This is a genomic window from Cupriavidus sp. 96C5-1, assembly GCF_057798855.1.
On sequence record NZ_JBYOJU010000075.1, the window covers coordinates 15771 to 29271 of the forward strand.

At 68.6% G+C, this 13501-nt stretch carries 12 protein-coding genes; 4 read left to right on the plus strand and 8 right to left on the minus strand.

All coding sequences use genetic code 11. From position 1 onward, the window contains the following. Positions 1-29: 29 nt before the first annotated feature. On the minus strand, positions 30-791 hold the full coding sequence (locus tag AC3FOF_RS42535; protein ID WP_488730094.1) for a histidine kinase: 762 nt from the start codon (positions 789-791) through the stop codon (positions 30-32). Positions 792-862: 71 nt separating this feature from the next. After that, a complete protein-coding gene (locus AC3FOF_RS42540; RefSeq protein WP_488730095.1) occupies positions 863-1561 on the minus strand; it encodes a response regulator transcription factor in 699 nt (232 codons plus the stop codon). Positions 1562-1939: 378 nt separating this feature from the next. Here AC3FOF_RS42540 and AC3FOF_RS42545 point away from each other — a divergent pair, with 378 nt between their 5' ends. After that, the gene (locus AC3FOF_RS42545) at positions 1940-2632 is read left to right on the plus strand and encodes a response regulator transcription factor (protein ID WP_017224655.1); all 693 of its coding nucleotides are present in this window, start codon (positions 1940-1942) and stop codon (positions 2630-2632) included. A 40-nt stretch (positions 2633-2672) separates the two neighbouring features. Here the strand turns inward: AC3FOF_RS42545 and AC3FOF_RS42550 are convergent, their stop codons facing one another. From AC3FOF_RS42550 to AC3FOF_RS42560, 3 genes are all read right to left on the minus strand, one after another. Further along, positions 2673-3668 (minus strand): Bug family tripartite tricarboxylate transporter substrate binding protein, encoded by a 996-nt coding sequence (locus AC3FOF_RS42550; protein ID WP_488730096.1) that lies wholly within the window; start codon positions 3666-3668, stop codon positions 2673-2675. A 106-nt stretch (positions 3669-3774) separates the two neighbouring features. Further along, on the minus strand, positions 3775-4083 hold the full coding sequence (locus AC3FOF_RS42555) for a hypothetical protein (protein ID WP_276268500.1): 309 nt from the start codon (positions 4081-4083) through the stop codon (positions 3775-3777). 24 nt (positions 4084-4107) lie between these two features. Continuing rightward, the gene (locus AC3FOF_RS42560; RefSeq protein ID WP_488730099.1) at positions 4108-5085 is read right to left on the minus strand and encodes an EamA family transporter; all 978 of its coding nucleotides are present in this window, start codon (positions 5083-5085) and stop codon (positions 4108-4110) included. A gap of 193 nt (positions 5086-5278) precedes the next feature. On the opposite strand from AC3FOF_RS42560, the gene AC3FOF_RS42565 reads away from it, so the two are divergent. Together AC3FOF_RS42565 and AC3FOF_RS42570 are read left to right on the plus strand one after the other, a co-directional pair. Further along, positions 5279-5884, plus strand: coding sequence for a MarR family winged helix-turn-helix transcriptional regulator (locus tag AC3FOF_RS42565; RefSeq protein WP_276266338.1), 606 nt, complete (start codon positions 5279-5281; stop codon positions 5882-5884). 213 nt (positions 5885-6097) lie between these two features. Beyond that, positions 6098-7411, plus strand: a complete 1314-nt coding sequence (locus AC3FOF_RS42570; RefSeq protein ID WP_488730097.1) for a M20/M25/M40 family metallo-hydrolase — start codon at positions 6098-6100, stop codon at positions 7409-7411. Between the two features lie 322 nt (positions 7412-7733). On the opposite strand, the gene AC3FOF_RS42575 is transcribed toward AC3FOF_RS42570, so the two are convergent. Further along, the gene (locus AC3FOF_RS42575) at positions 7734-8990 is read right to left on the minus strand and encodes an MFS transporter (RefSeq protein WP_488730098.1); all 1257 of its coding nucleotides are present in this window, start codon (positions 8988-8990) and stop codon (positions 7734-7736) included. A 108-nt stretch (positions 8991-9098) separates the two neighbouring features. Here AC3FOF_RS42575 and AC3FOF_RS42580 point away from each other — a divergent pair, with 108 nt between their 5' ends. Beyond that, positions 9099-9998, plus strand: a complete 900-nt coding sequence (locus tag AC3FOF_RS42580) for a helix-turn-helix transcriptional regulator (protein WP_017228777.1) — start codon at positions 9099-9101, stop codon at positions 9996-9998. Positions 9999-10089: 91 nt separating this feature from the next. Here AC3FOF_RS42580 and AC3FOF_RS42585 read toward each other — a convergent pair whose 3' ends face one another. Then, on the minus strand, positions 10090-11331 hold the full coding sequence (locus AC3FOF_RS42585) for a M20 aminoacylase family protein (RefSeq protein ID WP_017228776.1): 1242 nt from the start codon (positions 11329-11331) through the stop codon (positions 10090-10092). 370 nt (positions 11332-11701) lie between these two features. Beyond that, a complete protein-coding gene (gene ltrA, locus AC3FOF_RS42590; RefSeq protein ID WP_276268756.1) occupies positions 11702-13099 on the minus strand; it encodes a group II intron reverse transcriptase/maturase in 1398 nt (465 codons plus the stop codon). Positions 13100-13501 lie beyond the last annotated feature (402 nt).

Here is a 13501-nt window from a genome sequence, read left to right on the forward strand (position 1 = left end):
AAGCACCTTCGGGTGCTTTTTTGTTTTTTTCAGGGCAGCACCGGCAACAGGAGATGCCAGGCAACGCGCTCGTCCGCGGCGGCCCTGGCCTCGAGGTCCAGCGCGCCGCCGTGGCGCAGCACCACGCGGCGGCAGTACTGCATGGACGGCCCGGCACCGTGCCCGGGCGCCGCCCCGGTGCCCCGCGCAAAGACGATCGACACGCGGCAGGCACGCCCGTCGATCCGCTGGCGCACCTGCATCGGCGTGCCGCCGCGGGCTGCGGCCCTGGCCTGCGCCGTCAGCACGCGCAAGGCTTCGGACAGCATGGCGGTATCGCCGCGCATCCAGACCTTGCGCCCCACCAGGTCTAGTTCCGGCCAGGGCGCAGCGTCGCCGGCGTCCTCCGGCTCCCACGGCGTGCCGGCGGCCTCGCGCAGCAATGCGGTCAACTCCAGCACCTCCATGCGGTAAGCGTGGCCGAACTCGCGCACCAGCCGCGCGACATCGTCGGTGAGGCGAAGCGACGCCCTCGCGTAACCCGCCAGTTGCGCCACGAATGCCTCGGGGCCAAGGCGCGACGGCTCGGCCAGGTGCAGCTCGGCCAGCGCCAGGATCGCGCTCTGCGGGGCGCGCAAGTCGTGCGACAAGGCGCGCCGGATGGCCTGGCAGGATGCCAGTGCCTCGCACCCGTGGGCGGCAAGGCCCGCGGCGGGGACGTTGCCGGCATCGGCGCCTGGACCGATAGCCACGCCGCACCCGTCTTCGCGGCCCTTGCGTTCGCCAGCGTCCGTGCCAAGAGTGCCGGCCACGTGCTCGAGCCACCGCGCGGCCGCGCCCAGGCCCGCCCCGGCCCGCGCGATTTCACGGCACAGCCACGCCCTCACCGCGCACCGTCCGTGAGTTCGAGCCGGTACCCGTGCGTGTACACGGGCAGCAGCCGCAGGCCGTGCCCGGGATGCAGGGCCAGCTTGCTGCGCACGCGCGACATATGGGTATCGATGGTACGCGACAGCGGCGAGATCTCGCGCCCCCACACCGCCGCGACGATATGGTCGCGCGACACGATGCGCCCCTCGTTGCGGAACAGCAGCACGGCCAGGTCGAACTCCTTCGGGGTCAGCCTGAGCGGCTGGGCGCGGTGGGCCACCGTGCGCGCCGCGCAGTCGAACACGTAGTCGGCCAGCGTGACATGCGCGCAAGCGCCGGCTGGGTCCGGATAGGCGCGCCGCAGCAGCGATTGCGTGCGTGCCAGCAACTCGCCGCGCCTGACCGGCTTGAGCATGTAGTCATCGGCGCCGGCGGCGAGGCCGTCGACAATGTCTTCCTCGGCCATGCGGCAGGTCAGGAACATCACCGGCACGCGCCGGTCCAGGTTGGCGCGCACCCAGGTCAGCACCTCCCTGCCGGAGAGGTCCGGCATCTGCCAGTCGAGCAGCAACAGGTCGAAGCTATCCTCGCGCAGATGCAGCAGCAACTGCCGGCTGCGCTCGAAGGTCATGCAGGCGTGTCCGGCATCGTTGAGTATCTGGCGGATCAGGGCGGCCTCGGCAGGCTCGTCCTCGAGAGATGCGATTTTCATTCCCATGCAATTTGGCCGGAACGGCTTGGACGCCTGCCGGTCTCGCGGTGATTGGCGCGGCTTGCGCCAGGGGCTGGCCCGACGATGCGGGGTGACTCGCCATTAAAAACCGCGAGAGAGCCGTCTCGCGTGAGAGTTCTCTCAATCTGTGGCGGCAACGGCCTTTTCACGTCCGCCTCGCGCGCCGCGACGCTAAGATGGCTCCCGCATTGCCGGGCGTTAGCGGCCTTGCCGTGGGCGCGATCCGTTTCGCGTTTTCGCGTTTTCGCGCGATGCTTCGCTTCGCCCCCTCCGCCTGCCACCATGCGCGGCCATGCGCCACGCGGCGGCCAAACCACGAGACCGGCGCGCAGATCTCCGCGCGCGAGGAGAGACATCATGCGAATCGCAGTATTGGAGGACGATCCCGCCCGCGCCCTCGTGCTGGAGCAGGCGCTCAGCCTCGGCGGCCTGCCCTCGGTGCGTTTCCGTGAAGGCGGCAGCCTGATGCAGGCATTGCGCCATGAATCCTACGATCTGCTGCTGATGACCTGGGAGATTCCCGGCATTCCGGCGCGGGGCGTCCTGCAGTGGGTACGCCGCACGCTCGGCGACGAGTTTCCGGTGATGCTGCTCAGCCAGCACGGCGAAGACGATCACATCGCACGTTGCTTTGCCCTTGGCGCGAACGCCTTCGTGACCGCGCCCGTGCGCCGCGCGGAGCTGGCCGCGCGGGTCAAGGCGCTGCTGCGGCGCATAGCGCCGGTGGAAAAGGCTTGCAGCGACCTCAGGCTCGGCGCCTACCGCTTTGCGCTTACCGAGCGGCGCGCCTATGTGAACGAGCGCCAGGTCAAGCTGGCGCCGAAGGAATTCGAGCTGGCGATCCTGCTGTTCCGCCATGCCGGCCAGCTGTTGCTGCGCCAGACCATCGTGGAACATGTCTGGCGGCGCGCGGTGCCGCCGGACTCGCGCACCGTGGACAGCCATCTCTCGCGCGTGCGCACCAAGCTGGCGCTGGCGCCGCGCAATGGCGTGCGCCTGTCGGCGGTGTACGCCACCGGCTGCCGCCTGGACCTGGTCGGACAGCCCTGAGCGGCGGCCATCCCGGCGGCAATGGAACGGGAGCGGTCGCTCAGTCGGCCTTGATGCCGGCTTCCTTGACGATGCGGGCGTTGTCGTCGTACTCGGTGCGGATGGCCGCGGCAAACTGCGCGGCGGTGCCGCCGGTGGGGACTTCGCCGCCCTTGAGCAGGCGCTCGCGCACTTCGGGCTCCAGCAGGGCCTTGTTCAGTTCGGCATTGAGCCTGGCGACGATGGCCGGCGGCGTGCGGGCCGGCGCGAAGATGCCGAAGGTGGAAGTCAGGTTGGCCTTGGGATAGCCCAGTTCGGCAACGGTCGGCACGTTGGGCAGCGACTCGAGGCGCCTGGGCGCGCCCACCGCGAGCGGGCGCAGCCGGCCCGCCTGCATGTGCTGGGTCAGCATGGGGCTGGCATTGGTGCTCATTACCTCGAACTGGCCGCCGAGGGCGTCGTTCATCTGCTGCCCGGCGCCCTTGTAGGGAACCAGCGTCAGGTCGGCCTTCGCCTTCGAGCGGATCTGCTCCAGCATGACATGGCCGACCGTGCCCAGGCCCGACGTGGCCCAGCGCACCGTGCCCGGCCTGGCCTTGGCCTGGACCAGCAGGTCCTGGAACGACTTGCCGCCGAAGCTCGCGGTCGCGATCACCAGCACCGGCGAGTACATCACGCTCATCACCGGCGCGATATCGCGCTGCGGATCGTAGTTGACGTGGCCGACGTGCGGGTTGAGCGTGAGCGGGCTGGTCGAGGCAAAGCCCAGGGTGTAGCCGTCCGGCGCGGCCTTGGCCACGGCATCGATACCGATGCTGCCGCCCGCGCCAGCCTTGTTCTCCACCACCACCGATGCGCCCATCTGGGCCGACAGCCGCTCGCCGAGCGCGCGCGCCACGGTATCGCTGATGCCGCCGGTGGGATAGGCCACGATCAGGCGGATCGGGCGGGCGGGGTACGCGCCGGCGGCATCCGCGGCGGCGGCAAACGGGCTCGCCAGCGCCGCGGCAAACGCGGAGGCAACGGCCAGCAAGGGAATTCGATGGGAAACGGACATGGCGGGGGAACGGCGAGACGACGGTTGGAGACGGGTCTGGCCGCGCCGGCGCCGTTTGGCGGCCCGGGACCCGGCGCAGGCCCGCATGCGGAATGCGAAGGCTATTTTATCCGATCGCAGGCGCCTCCCCGCGTGGCCGGCCACCCCTGGGCAACGGGCGGTCGGGCACCCACGAGACGAACAGTTCGTTGGCGCGGTCGTAGAGCCGCCACACGGTGCCGCACTCGCGGCAGGTGAAGGTGAGCATGCTGAACGGCACGCCGGCGGCGCTCTGGCTCACCAGCGGCGCGGTGTGCTTGAGCGCCAGGCGCTCATGCGGCTCGCGCCGGCGGGAATCGGCCGCGAGCGCCAGGCAATGGTCGCAAGCGGGCTGCGTGGCGGCGGGGGGAGGTACGGCGGACGTCATGCCCGCCATGATGCCGCAAAAACGGCAGATCGTTCACCCCTGTTGCCGCGGCAACGGCGCAAGCGCCGCGCCAGGCGCTACCGGCCCGTGCGCCGGCACTGGATTTTCCGGCGCCACCACCCTTGGCGCTCGCTGGCCCAGCCACACGCTTGCCAGCACCAGCAGCGCGCCTGCCGTCTGCGCCGCGCTCAGGGTCTGGCCGAGTACCAGGAAGCCCAGCACGGTGGCGCTGACGGGGCTCAGCAGGCCGAGCGCGGACACCGCCGCGGTCGGCAGGCGGCCGATGCCGCGAAACCAGAACGCATAGCTCACGCCGGCGCCGGCCACGCACAGCCATGCGTAGCCGAGCAGATTGGGCAGCGTCAGGCGCGCGGGCAGGGTTTCGAAGGCCAGCGCGAAGGGCAGCAGGAACAACGCGCCGGCGGTGAGCTGCCAGGCGGTCAGCACCAGTGGCGAGACTGGCGCTCGCCAGCGCTTGGCCAGCACCGTACCCAACGCCATCGACACCGCCCCGGCCGTGGCCGCGGCCACGCCCACGGCGTCCAGGCGCGCGGCCGGCCCCAGCACCAGCAGGGCCACGCCACCGATGCCGCCAATCCCGGCCAGCCACGCCGCCAGGCGCGGCCGCGCGCCCAGCAGAAGCCAGGCCAGCAATACCACCAGCAAAGGCTGGATCGCGCCCACCGTAGCCGCCACCCCGCCCGGCAGGCGATAGGCGGCAATGAACAGCATGGCCTGGAACAGGCCGATATTGAGCACGCCCAGCACCGCCGCCTTCCACCACCAGCCGCCGCGCGGCAACTGCCGGCTCCACGCCAGCATCGCCAGCCCGGCGGGCAGCGCGCGGATCACGCCGGACAGCAGCGGCTGGCCCGGCGGCAGCCACTGACTGGTGATCAGGTAGGTACTGCCCCAGACCAGCGGGGCGGAAGCGGTCAGCAGCACGTCCGCGGTGCGTACCTGCGCCTGCGCCGGGGCGGATGGCCGGGCCGGCGGAGCCGACGGACGCATGGGCAATGCCGGCGTTGCGGGGTGGGCGTCGGGCTTCATGTCGTCGTGCCTTTATGGGTTCTCATGTTCTCTCATGCTCTCTTATGTTTTCTTCATGAAAAGAATCTTGATATCAAGATATAAAAACCACTTTACGAAGGGAAAGCCTTGATGTCAAGATTCTTGCCATCCAGAATCAAGCGCAGCACACACCATGGCCATCCGCGGCAAACCCAAAGCGCACGGCGCAACAGCGCCCGCCCCTGCGGCCGGCGACGGCGATCCGCCACCAGCCGGCCAGCCGGCCCCGGCCACAGGGGCCGACGGCGACCGCGTCGATCGCATCCTCGCCCAGTGGGCACGCGAGCGTCCGGACCTGGATGCCGCGCCGATGGGCATCATCGGCCGTGTCTGGCGGCTGGCGCGCCATACCGATCGCGCCGTGGAAGCGGCGCTGGCGCCGACCGGCCTGAACAGCTGGGAATTCGATGTGCTGGCCACGCTGCGCCGCTCGGGGCCGCCTTATGCGCTGTCGCCGGGCGCGCTGATCGACTCGCTGATGATCACCTCGGGCACCATGACCAACCGCATCGACCATCTCGAACGCGCCGGGCTGGTGCGCCGCTGCCCCAATCCGGAAGACCGGCGCGGGCTGCTGATCGAACTGACGCAGGACGGCCGCACGCGCATCGACCATGCGCTGGAGGTGCATGTGGCCAACGAGCACCGCCTGCTGGCGCGGCTGTCGGCTGCCGAGCGCAAGCAGCTGGCCGGCCTGCTGCGGCGATGGTTGCAGGGCTTCGAGCCGCTCGGTCAATGAGGATGACTGGAGCTGCCGGGCAAGGCGATAGCCCAGGCGCCACACCTGGCACGAGCCCTGCTGCTTGTCCCGTCTTCCATGCCCGCCTTCCATGAGCGCCGTCCGCCGCCGCCACCTTTCGCTCCCCGTTTTTGTCCTGGCGCAGCCGTGCCTGCGGGCACCGGCACGGCGCCTGCCCAGTTTGCCCCCCCTGACCTTTCCGGAGACTCCCGCATGCATCTGAACCTTCGTCCGCGCACCAGCGCGCTTTCCCTGCCTTGCTCCCTGAGGTCCGCGGCCGCCGTCGCCGCCCTGCTCTGCGCCGCCGCCGCGCACGCCGCGCCGGTGGAGCCCGCCTACCAGTTCTCCCAGCAGGAAAAGCCCGCGCTGATCGCCACCCTCAAGGACCTGGTGTCGATCGAGTCGGGCAGCAAGGACATCGAAGGCCTGGACCGCATCGCCGCGCTGATCCGCGACCGGCTGGCCGCGCTGGGCGGCGACGCGCAGCTGATCGAGCCCACCGGGATCTACCGCATGGAGGACACGCCCAAACAGGTGGGCAAGATGGTGATGGCGCAGTTCAAGGGCACGGGCAAGCGCAACATCATGCTGATCGGCCATATGGACACGGTCTACCTGCGCGGCATGCTGGCCCAGCAGCCCTTCCGCGTCGACGGCGAGCGCGCCTACGGCCTGGGCATCGCCGACGACAAGAACGGCGTGGCGGTGATCCTGCATACCGTGGCCATCCTGCAGAAGATGGGCTTCAAGGACTACGGCACCCTGACCGTGCTGATCAACGGCGACGAGGAAATCAGCTCGCCCGGCGCGCGCGCCATGCTGACCAGGATGGGCAGCCAGCAGGATGCCGTGTTCTCCTGCGAGGCCACCCGCGTGAACGGCGACCGCCTCTCGCTCGCCACCAGCGGCATCGGCGCGATCTCGCTGACCGTGCACGGCAAGGCCTCGCACGCCGGCGGCGCGCCCGAGCAGGGCCGCAACGCGCTGTACGAACTCTCGCACCAGATCCTGCAGATGCGCGACCTGTCCAACCCGGACACCGGCCTCAAGGTGAACTGGACGATCTCCGCCGCCGGCACCAACCGCAATGTGATTCCCGCCGTCGCCACGGCCCAGGCCGATGTGCGGGTGCTGCGCGCCGCCGACTACGACGGCCTGGAGCGCACCCTGCAGGAGCGCGTGAAGAAGCAGCTGATTCCGGACACCAGGGTGGAGGTGAAATTCGAGCGCCGCCGGCCGCCGCTGGAAGTCACCGAGGCCGCGCGCAAGCTGGCCGCGCACGCGCAAGGCGTATATGCCGAGATCGGCGAGAAGCTGGCGGTGTACGACACCGCCGAGGGCGGCGGCACCGATGCGGCCTTTGCCGCGGCCGCCACCAAGGCGCCGGTGATCGAGCGCTTCGGCCTGCGCGGCTTTGGCGCGCATTCCAACGATGCGGAGTACGTCGACCTCAACTCGGTCACGCCGCGCCTGTACCTGCTCACCCGCATGATCATGGACGTATCGCAGGACAAGACCGGCCGCTGAAGCCGGCGGCGGCGCCAGCTTCGCGGGGCTGCACCAGGCGGCTCCGTGCGAAGCTGGCACGTTTCTCGCCTCTGTCTCCACACGGGAGCGGGGAAGCAACAGACATGGTGCGGCCAGCCCCACAGCACACGCCCAGCCCCTGCCGGGTCAGTTGAACTGAATGGGAGATACCGTATGGCAAGCGCGGACCGCATCGTCGAGCCGTCCCACCACGCCGGCTTTATCGCCGACGCCAGGATTTCCAGCATCGCCGAGATCAACCGTGAAACCAGGTTTCTCGCGCTCAGCGCGCTGATCGAGGCCGCGCGCGCCGGCGATGCAGTCAGGCTGGCTTCTTCCGCCCGCCAAGGTCGGGCAGGAAGACGGCGAGCAGCCCCAGCAGCGGCAGATAGGCGCACAAGCGGTAGACCGACTCGATGCCATGCGCATCGGCCAGCTTGCCCAGCACCGCGGCGCCGATGCCGCCCATGCCGAAGGCAAAGCCAAAGAACAGGCCGGACACCATGCCCACCTTGCCCGGGATCAGTTCCTGCGCGAACACCAGGATGGCCGAGAAGGCCGAAGCCAGGATGAAGCCGATGATGAAGGACAGCACGCCGGTCCAGAACAGGTCGGCATGCGGCAGCATCAGCGTGAACGGCGCCACGCCAAGGATCGACGCCCAGATCACGCGCTTGCGGCCGATGCGGTCGCCGATGGGGCCGCCCAGGATGGTGCCGGCAGCCACCGCGAACAGGAACACGAACAGGTAGATCTGCGCGCTTTGCCGGGTCAGGCCAAAGCGCTCCATCAGGTAGAAGGTGTAATAGGTGTTCAGGCTCGCCATGTAGAAATACTTGGAGAACACCAGCGCCATCAGCACCACCATGGCCCGTACCACGACCCGGCGCGGCAGCGGCGCCTGCGTGGTGGCGGCCTTGCGCTTGCGGGTGGTATGCGTCAGCTCGCGGCCGTACCAGCCGCCGATCTGCCACAGCACGGCGATCGCCAGCAAGGCCGCCAGCGAGAACCACGCCACGCTGCTCTGCTGGTGCACGATCCACGCCGCCAGCAACGGCCCGGTGGCGCTGCCCGCGTTGCCGCCGACCTGGAAGATCGATTGCGCCAGCCCGTGCTGGCCGCCCGACGCCATGCGCGCCACGCGCGACGACTCCGGATGGAAGATCGACGACCCGGTGCCCACCAGCGCGGCCGCCACCAGCAGCACGCCATAGGTAGGCGCCACCGACAGCAGCAGCAGGCCGCACAGCGTAAAGCCCATGCCGATCGACAGCGATTGCGGCTTGGGATGCTTGTCGGTGTACAGGCCTACCACCGGCTGCAGCAGCGAGGCGGTGATCTGGTAGGTCAGCGTGAGCAGGCCGATCTGGGTGAAACTCAGGTTGAAGCCGCCCTTGAGCATCGGATAGATGGCCAGGATCAGCGACTGGATCATGTCGTTGAGGAAATGCGAAAAGCTGATCGCCCCCAGCACGCGAAAGCCGGTCCGCTCGGCGGACTGCGTACTGTGGAGACTCTGGGCCAGGCCCTGCGGCGAGGCGTTGGCGCCGCCGGGCGCGGTATCGATGCGGGTGCTCATGATGGAAACGGGGGCTCAAAAGACCATGGGGGAAGGCTGGCGCCCATCCTAAATGGCGCGATCCCGCCTGTCCTGCGAGAATAGGGCCAGAACCCTGGAGAAAAGGACATGCCCCGTCCCGCCCGGCCCCCTGGCACCGGACCGATCGCAGATCCCGCCGCCGGCTCCCCCTCGCGACCGCGAGGCGCCAGCGCCACGCGGCCGCCACCGGATGCCGCCGGTGGCGGCCGGGCCGACACCTACTCCGGATCGCCCGCCTACCTCAAGTACGACCGCAGCCCGATGCCCGTCACGGCCATGGCGGCCGACTATCAGCCGGGCCATGTCACCAGGCCGCACCAGCACCCGAATGCGCAGCTGGTGCACGCCGTGCATGGCGTGATGGTGGTCGCCACCGCCGAAGGCCAGTGGATCGTGCCGCCCACGCGCGGCATGTGGATGCCCGGCGGTACCGTGCACTGGATCCGCATGGTCGGCCATGTGCGCATGCGCACCGCCTATATCCGCCCGGACGCCGCCGCCAGCCTGCCGACCCGTTGCACCGTGCTGGGCATCACGCCCCTGCTGCGCGAACTCATCCTCGCCGCGATCGACATTCCCACCCCCTACAGCGCCGAATCCCGCGACGGGCGGCTGATGCGGCTGCTGCTGGACGAGGTGATGCTGGTGCCGACGCTGCCCCTGCACCTGCCCCGGCCCGCCGACGCCGGCCTGCGGCAGATCTGCGAGGCCATCGTTGGCGCACCGGATACGGCGCTGACGCTGGCTCAATGGGGCGAGCGGCTCGGGGTCGATCCCAAGACCATCCAGCGGCGCTTTGCGCGGGAGACGGGGATGACGTTCGGGCAATGGCGGCAGCAGGCCAGGCTGCTGGCGGCGCTGGAAAGGCTGGCCGCCGGGGCCAAGGTGGTGGATGTGGCGCTGGATCTCGGGTATGAGAGTCCCAGCGCGTTTTCCACCATGTTCAGGCGGCAGTTCGGGGTACCGCCCAGCGGGTTTTTCAAGTGAGGTTCTTGGTGCGCCAGCGAGCGCCGCGGCGTCGTTGCCGATCCCGATGCGCCAGGACCATCTGCAATGACGACGGTGTCTGCCCCAGTTCTCACCCCTCCAGGTACCTCTCCACCAACCTGGCCCAATAAGCCGCCCCCACCGTCAGGTTCTCATCGTTGAAGTCATAGCCGGGGTTATGCAATAACGGCTGCCCCGCCCCATTCCCCATCCGCACGAAGCACCCCGGCCGCTGCTGCAGGAAGTAGGCAAAATCCTCGCTCCCCGCGATCAGCGGGAAATTCGCCACGACCCGGTCGGGCCCCACCAGTTCTTCGGCCACCTGGCGCGCGAACTCGGTCTCGCGCTCGCTATTGATCAGCACCGGGTAACCGCGGATGTAGTCGATCTCCACGGCCGCGCCATAGCCCTCGACATGGGAAGCCACCAGCCGGCGAATACGGTTCTCCAGCGTGCGCCGCACGTCGGGACTGAAGGAACGCACGCTCAGCTCCAGCTTCGCGCTTTCCGGGATCACATTGGGCGCATGGCCCGCGTGCAGCGTGCCGATGGTGACCACCGCGGTTTCGTTCGGGTCGATATTGCGCGACACGATGCTCTGCAGCGCCATCACCAGGCTGCCCGCGACCAGGATCGGGTCGATCGACTGGTGCGGCCGGGCGGCGTGGCCGCCCTTGCCGCGGATGGTGATGGCGACCGTGTCGCAGGCCGCCATGAAGGGGCCGGCGCGGAACATGAAGGTGCCGGCCTCCACCCCGGGGTGGTTGTGCAGGCCGAAGACCGCATCGCATGGGAAGCGCTCGAACAGGCCATCGGCAAGCATGCGTTCGGCGCCGCCGCCGGAGCCGATTTCCTCGGCAGGCTGGAAGATCAGGTGAACGGTGCCATCGAAGTTGCGCGTGCGCGCCAGTTGCCGCGCCGCGCCGAGCAGCACCGTGGTGTGGCCGTCGTGGCCGCAGGCGTGCATCTTGCCGGCGTGGATGCTGGCGTACGGCAGGCCGGTGCGCTCGTGAATGGGCAGCGCGTCCATGTCGGCGCGCACGCCGATGCTGCGGTGGCCATCGCCCTGGCGCAGCGTGCCCACCACGCCGGTACCGCCGACGCCGCGCGTCACCTGGTAGCCCCAGCCTTCCAGCCGGGTGGCGACCAGCTCCGCGGTACGCACTTCGTCGAAGGCGAGTTCGGGATGCTGGTGGATGCTGTGGCGGATCGCTTCCAGCTCGGCCCGGCTGCCGGCGGTGTCGGCGAGTTCGCAGAAGCGCTGGGAACGGGAGGCGGGAGCGGGCGAGTCGGCAAGCAGGGACTCGACGAATTCGGGGGCGTGTTCTGACATGGCAGTACTCGTTATGTCGTTATGTCTTCGAGGCGTTTCGAAGCGTATAGAAAACAGTATTTCACGCTGGGCGCAGAGCGCAAACGGTTTAACCCTTTGTAGCGAAATCAGGGGAACAACTGTTGCGAACGGGGGACGGTCCTGCGCGCGCGAGGGTCACAGGGGCAACCCCCACCCGCGCACGGGGATCGCGGGCCTGCCTTTTCAACGCGGCGCGGATGGCAGCAGGTATCGCTGGCGGTACAAGCGACACCCGCCAGGCACTTGCCCCGGCCACCGGCACGACGCACAACGCACAAATCGAGTAGGGTGAGGGGTCACCCCCTCAGCCCTCTCACACCACCGTACGTGCGGTTCCGCATACGGCGGTTCACAAGCGAGACTGCAGGCGCTGCTGGGTATCAAGCAGCGAGACCAGCCCCATGGCGTCGAAGTAGCGCTTATGGAACGCGGTGTTCATATGACTAGCCCCCGCATTCCACCATGGCCCATGACCATTGCGGGCCGAATGCCACGCGCGATCCTTCGTTAATCCCTGCCGACGCAGCATCACAGTGCGGGTAGCACGTCTCTTGGCCTGCCTCCATAGCAAGCAGCGCAGCCGTCGTCGCACCCACCCGTCCAGCGTCTCCAACACCCCTTTCGCTTCCGTGTATTGGAAGTACCCGATCCACCCGCGCAGCACCGGATTCAGCACTGCAATCGTATGGGCCAGGCTCCCCCCTCGCCCCGGACGCACCAACTCCCGTACCCGGGCCGTTAGCCTGCTTAGGCTTTCCGCCGCGATACGAAGCCGCGGCTGACGCTGCCCTGTCAGGCTGTAACCCAGGAACTTGCGCGCCCAAGGTCGTGCACACGCGCTCTTGCCCTCATTGACCCGCAGCTTCAGCCGCTCCTCCAGGAATGCTGTCATGCCGGCCAACAACTGCTGCCCTGCCGTCTCGCTGCGCACATAGACATTGCAGTCGTCCGCGTAACGACAGAACGCGAGGCCCCGCTTCTCCAGCTCACGGTCCCAATCCGTCAGCAGGATATTCGACAGCAACGGCGACAGCGGCCCGCCTTGCGGCGTGCCTTGCCTCCTTGCCTCGACCATCCCACCACGCATCAGCCCCGCTTCCAGATACCGCCGGATCAGCTTGAGCACCCGGACCTCCTTCACTTGCCGCGCCACCCGCGACATCAGGATGTCGTGGTTGACCCGGTCGAAGAACTTCTCCAGGTCGATGTCCACCACCCAGCGCCGGCCTTCCCGCACATACCGCTGTGCCTGCAAGACCGCCTGCTGAGCGCTGCGCCCCGGCCTGAAGCCGTAGCTCGACTCGGAGAATCCCGGCTCAAAGATCGGTTGGAGAACTTGCAGCAGCGCCTGCTGGATCAGCCGGTCCACCACCGTCGGGATGCCCAGTGTCCTCACCCCGCCCGCAGGCTTGGGGATCTCCACCGCGCGCACCGCCTGCGGGATGTATTGGCCGGTCAACAGCGCCACCTTGACGCTCGGCCAGTGCACCTTCAGCCAGTCGCGCAACGCCGTCACCGCCAGGGCATCCACCCCGGCCGCGCCGCCGTTGCTGACCACCTTCCGGTACGCCAGCCACATGTTGCCCTTCTCGACCACCGCCTCCATCAGCGATGGCGCCCGCGCTTTCGTTTGCCCGACAGCCGCCGTGCCAGCCTCCGCACCCCCATCGGCCCCAGGCAGGTTCCGCCTGCCGTCCTCCGCTGTGGGCTGCACTCGTTCGTGCATTTGGGCTTCGTCGGTAAGCATCGAGGTCTGTCGTCCTAATCGCGCTCGTTCATGTTCGGCCCTTCAGCGCCAACCGCTCGCCTACTATGGCCTCTGCTGACTTCTGCACCGCCATCCCGACGCCTCTCGACGTCGGTAGCACCATGGCAGCGGTGCAGATCTCCCCGGGTATGACGCACTCACCTTCATGCTTATGCCTGTCGGATTTACGCCGCATCGTTCCGTGCAAGTATTGGGCTTCAGCAATTACGGCTACCTCACCCCAATACGGCGCCTCGTATCCGCTTCCTGTTCGTCAGGCCAGCGCTTTGCCTCGGGCTTCCTTCAGACCCCCAGTCGCCCGGGGAACCCTTGCCTCTGGCTAACACTTCCCCTTGCCGGGTGTGTAAGGGACTTGCACCCTCAAGTGAGTGCGCCCTGCCG

Bases quoted from the DNA above. Each gene is read 5' to 3' on its own strand.
- AC3FOF_RS42540 (WP_488730095.1), bottom strand. From the start codon at position 1,561: ATGAAAATCGCATCTCTCGAGGACGAGCCTGCCGAGGCCGCCCTGATC.
- AC3FOF_RS42575 (WP_488730098.1), bottom strand. From the start codon at position 8,990: ATGAGCACCCGCATCGATACCGCGCCCGGCGGCGCCAACGCCTCGCCG.
- ltrA (WP_276268756.1), bottom strand. From the start codon at position 13,099: ATGCTTACCGACGAAGCCCAAATGCACGAACGAGTGCAGCCCACAGCG.
- AC3FOF_RS42565 (WP_276266338.1), top strand. From the start codon at position 5,279: ATGGCCATCCGCGGCAAACCCAAAGCGCACGGCGCAACAGCGCCCGCC.
- AC3FOF_RS42580 (WP_017228777.1), top strand. From the start codon at position 9,099: ATGCCCCGTCCCGCCCGGCCCCCTGGCACCGGACCGATCGCAGATCCC.
- AC3FOF_RS42545 (WP_017224655.1), top strand. From the start codon at position 1,940: ATGCGAATCGCAGTATTGGAGGACGATCCCGCCCGCGCCCTCGTGCTG.
- AC3FOF_RS42585 (WP_017228776.1), bottom strand. From the start codon at position 11,331: ATGTCAGAACACGCCCCCGAATTCGTCGAGTCCCTGCTTGCCGACTCG.
- AC3FOF_RS42555 (WP_276268500.1), bottom strand. From the start codon at position 4,083: ATGGCGGGCATGACGTCCGCCGTACCTCCCCCCGCCGCCACGCAGCCC.
- AC3FOF_RS42560 (WP_488730099.1), bottom strand. From the start codon at position 5,085: ATGCGTCCGTCGGCTCCGCCGGCCCGGCCATCCGCCCCGGCGCAGGCG.
- AC3FOF_RS42570 (WP_488730097.1), top strand. From the start codon at position 6,098: ATGCATCTGAACCTTCGTCCGCGCACCAGCGCGCTTTCCCTGCCTTGC.
- AC3FOF_RS42550 (WP_488730096.1), bottom strand. From the start codon at position 3,668: ATGTCCGTTTCCCATCGAATTCCCTTGCTGGCCGTTGCCTCCGCGTTT.